The sequence below is a fragment of the Klebsiella sp. MS 92-3 genome (genome assembly GCF_000195655.1).
In the GTDB taxonomy this organism is placed as follows: Bacteria; Pseudomonadota; Gammaproteobacteria; order Enterobacterales; family Enterobacteriaceae; genus Klebsiella; species Klebsiella pneumoniae.
In genome coordinates this window covers 45,467-49,106 of record NZ_GL882803.1, presented here as the reverse complement: position 1 = coordinate 49,106, position 3,640 = coordinate 45,467, and the positions used below count along the sequence as shown (strand labels likewise).

The 3,640-nt window shown below is 60.6% G+C and carries 3 protein-coding genes and 1 pseudogene; all 4 read right to left on the bottom strand.

From position 1 onward, the window contains the following. Positions 1-189 (bottom strand): annotated as a pseudogene (locus HMPREF9538_RS31585) (acid phosphatase AphA); the annotation flags it as partial. Between the two features lie 192 nt (positions 190-381). Further along, complete coding sequence (gene tyrB / locus HMPREF9538_RS14820; RefSeq protein WP_009485000.1) at positions 382-1,575, bottom strand: aromatic amino acid transaminase; 1,194 nt, start codon at positions 1,573-1,575, stop codon at positions 382-384. A gap of 176 nt (positions 1,576-1,751) precedes the next feature. After that, on the bottom strand, positions 1,752-2,831 hold the full coding sequence (gene alr, locus HMPREF9538_RS14825; RefSeq protein WP_004214117.1) for an alanine racemase: 1,080 nt from the start codon (positions 2,829-2,831) through the stop codon (positions 1,752-1,754). 31 nt (positions 2,832-2,862) lie between these two features. Beyond that, positions 2,863-3,640: replicative DNA helicase (dnaB, locus tag HMPREF9538_RS14830; RefSeq protein ID WP_009484999.1), on the bottom strand; the 778-nt coding region annotated here is incomplete at its 5' end.

The window sequence follows — 3,640 nt, the reverse complement described above, 5'->3', positions numbered from 1 at the left end:
CGGCGGCCGCCCCAGCAGGCTGTTCTCAATTTGCGCCACCGAAACCCAGTGGATCGGCGCCTGCTCGGCCAGCTGGGCCACGTTGGTGCCGACCCACAGCGGCTGCGGCGTGGAGGCGCGCGCCACAACGGCGCTGTTCAGCGTGAACAGGAGAGAAGCCGCCGCAAGGGCGAGAGTAAGTTTGCGCATATTTATCCCTAAATCTATCAATCATTATTGTTTTCAATAATGTGCATGCTTATCAACGTCCCGACCTTACCCGCCGGCGGCATGGATGAAAAGCCTTTTTCGCGCAGATGTCATAGAAAAAGAGGATGATCACATCCGAGGGGGGGTTGCCCCTGCCCGTTGACCGGCAGAGACAACCTGCTGGAGAGCGGCTTACATTACCGCGGCAAAAGCTTTCGCTACCTGCTGAACATTACGTGAGTTTAACCCCGCCACGCACATGCGTCCGCTGGCAATCAGGTAGACGCCAAACTCGTCGCGCAGACGATCCACCTGCGCCGCGCTAAATCCGGTATAGCTGAACATCCCGCGCTGCTTGAGCAGGTAATCCACTTTGCTGCCAGGGGCAACCTGCTGCAGCGCGTCGACCAGCGCCTGGCGCATGGTCAGGATGTGCGCGCGCATGGCGTCCACTTCCGCCTGCCACGTGGCTTTCAGCCCGGCATCGTTCAGCACCGTCGCCACCACCTGCGCGCCAAAGCTCGGCGGGCTGGAGTAGTTGCGGCGCACGGTGGCCTTCAGCTGCCCCAGCACGCGGCCCGCGGTTTCGCTGTCTTCACAGACCACGGACAGACCGCCGACGCGCTCCCCGTACAGCGAGAAAATTTTGGAGAACGAGTTGCTGACCAGCATCGGCATCCCGGCGCTGGCGATGGCGCGAATGGCGTAGGCATCCTCTTCCAGCCCCCCGCCAAAGCCCTGGTAGGCGATGTCGAGGAAGGGGATCAGCTGACGCGCTTTCAATACCTCAACCACGCGGTCCCACTGGGCTGGCGTCAGGTCGGCGCCGGTCGGGTTGTGGCAGCAAGGGTGCAGCAGCACAATATCGCGGGCCGGCAGCGTTTGCAGCGTCGCCAGCAGGTCCTCAAAGCGCACGCCGTTGGTGGCTTTATCAAACCAGGGGTAAGTACTTACTTCGAAGCCAGCCCCTTCAAAAATGGCGATGTGGTTTTCCCAGGTCGGATCGCTGACCCAGACATGAGACTCAGGAAAGTAACGTTTGAGGAAGTCGGCCCCGACCTTCAGCGCGCCCGAACCGCCGACCGTCTGAATAGAGGCAATGCGATTTTGCTTAAGCGCGGTATGCTCTGCGCCAAACAGCAGCGGCGCAATCGCCTGACGGTAGCCGCTCAACCCTTCCATTGGCAGATACAGCGAGGCGCCATGCGGCTCGGCGTTCAGGCGTGCTTCCGCTTCCGCCACCGCCTGCAGCTGCGGGATAATGCCGTCATCGTTGTAGTAAAGCCCGATACTCAGGTTGACTTTGTCGCTTCGCGGGTCTTCTTTGAAGCGTTCCATCAGAGAAAGAATAGGGTCGCCGGCGTAGGCGTCAACTTTTTGAAACACGCGATGTATCTCCAGGTTTACATGGGGCAGGTTCTTACACAATAAACCGGATATGACGGCAGGTCGAGAGGATGTTGAGGGGAAAGTGACCGCGCAGCGGTATAAACCGCTTTTTTGAGCGCCGCAGGCCTGGTGCGTACCGGATCAGCCTCTGTGCTATCCGGTACGCCAGAGGCTTAGTCGAAGTATTTCATGGCGACGCGGGAGGTCAGTCGCGTAATAAGTTCGTAAGCACTCACTTTCGTTATCTCGGCGATGCGCTCTACCGGGAGCCCCTCTCCCCACAGCACTACCGCATCGCCGGCCTTATCCTGGGCCTGCGGTCCGAGGTCAACGCAGATCATATCCATCGCCACCCGGCCGACAATCGGCACTTCCCGGCCATTGACCAGCACCGGCGTGCCCGACGGCGCCGCGCGCGGATAACCGTCGCCATAGCCCATCGCCACCACGCCGAGACGGGTATCGCGTTCGCTGATCCAGGTGCCGCCGTACCCGACGGGCTCCCCTGCTTTATGCTCGCGCACCGCAATCAGGCTGGACGTCAGGGTCATCACCGGCTGGCAGCCGAAATCTTTCCCGGTGGAGCGATCGTCCAGCGGCGACACGCCATACAGGATAATTCCGGGGCGCACCCAGTCGTAATGCGATTGCGGCCACAGCAGAATGCCGCCCGAGGCGGCGATAGAGCGCAGCCCCGGTTTGCCTTCGGTAAAGGTGGTGAAGATATCCAGCTGGCGTTCGGTGGCGCCGCAGGTCGGCTCATCGGCGCGCGCGAAGTGGCTCACCACGTTCACCGGCTGGCGGACGTTTTTACACTGGCTCAGACGCTGATAAAACGCCTCGGCTTCCTCCGGGCGCACCCCTAAGCGATGCATGCCGGTATCCAGCTTCATCCACACGGTCACCGGCTCGGGGAGATCGGCTTGCTCCAGCGCCGCCAGCTGTTCGGGGCTATGCACCGCCGTATGCAGGCGCTGGGCGGCGATCACCGCCAGGTCTTCCGCAGCAAAAAAGCCTTCCAGCAGGAGGATCGGCTGGGCGATGCCCCCCGCTCGCAGGCGCAGCGCCTCTTCCAGGCGGGCTACGCCAAAGGCGTCGGCGTCGGTCAGCGTTCGCGCGGTCTCGAGAAGACCGTGTCCGTAGGCGTTCGCTTTCACTACCGCAACCAGTTTGCTGGCGGGCGCCAGTTCACGCAGACGTTGCAGGTTGTGTCGCAGAGCGCGGCGGTTGATAACTACAGTTGCCGCTTGCATTTGAATTCCTTAATAAAAGAAGGCGGAAGGATTACTCATCATCATACTGAGGACCGGCATAATTATCGAAACGCGACCACTGGCCGTTAAAGGTCAGTCGCACGGTGCCGATCGGACCGTTACGTTGTTTACCAATGATAATTTCCGCGATGCCTTTAAGATCGCTGTTCTCGTGATAGACCTCATCACGGTAAATGAACATGATTAAGTCGGCATCCTGTTCGATAGAGCCGGACTCACGCAGGTCGGAGTTGACCGGGCGCTTATCGGCGCGCTGCTCCAGCGAGCGGTTAAGCTGCGACAGCGCCACCACCGGCACCTGCAGCTCTTTCGCCAGCGCCTTCAGCGAGCGGGAGATTTCGGCAATCTCAAGGGTACGGTTGTCGGAGAGCGACGGCACGCGCATCAGCTGCAGGTAGTCGATCATAATCAGTCCGATGCCGCCGTGCTCGCGGGCGATACGCCGCGCGCGGGAGCGCACCTCCGTCGGCGTCAGGCCGGAGGAGTCATCGATATAGATATTGCGCTTTTCCAGCAGGATGCCCATGGTGCCGGAGATCCGCGCCCAGTCTTCGTCGTCCAGTTGACCGGTACGAATGCGGGTCTGATCGACGCGCGACAGCGAGGCCAGAGAACGCATCATGATCTGTTCCGAGGGCATCTCGAGACTGAAGATTAATACCGGTTTGTCCTGCAGCATCGCCGCGTTTTCCACGAGGTTCATCGCGAAGGTCGTTTTACCCATCGATGGACGGGCGGCGACGATAATCAGATCCGACGGCTGCAGGCCGGCGGGGTTTTTTTTTTGG

Coding starts and splice junctions, on each gene's coding strand:
- alr (WP_004214117.1), bottom strand. CDS start 2,831: ATGCAAGCGGCAACTGTAGTTATCAACCGCCGCGCTCTGCGACACAAC.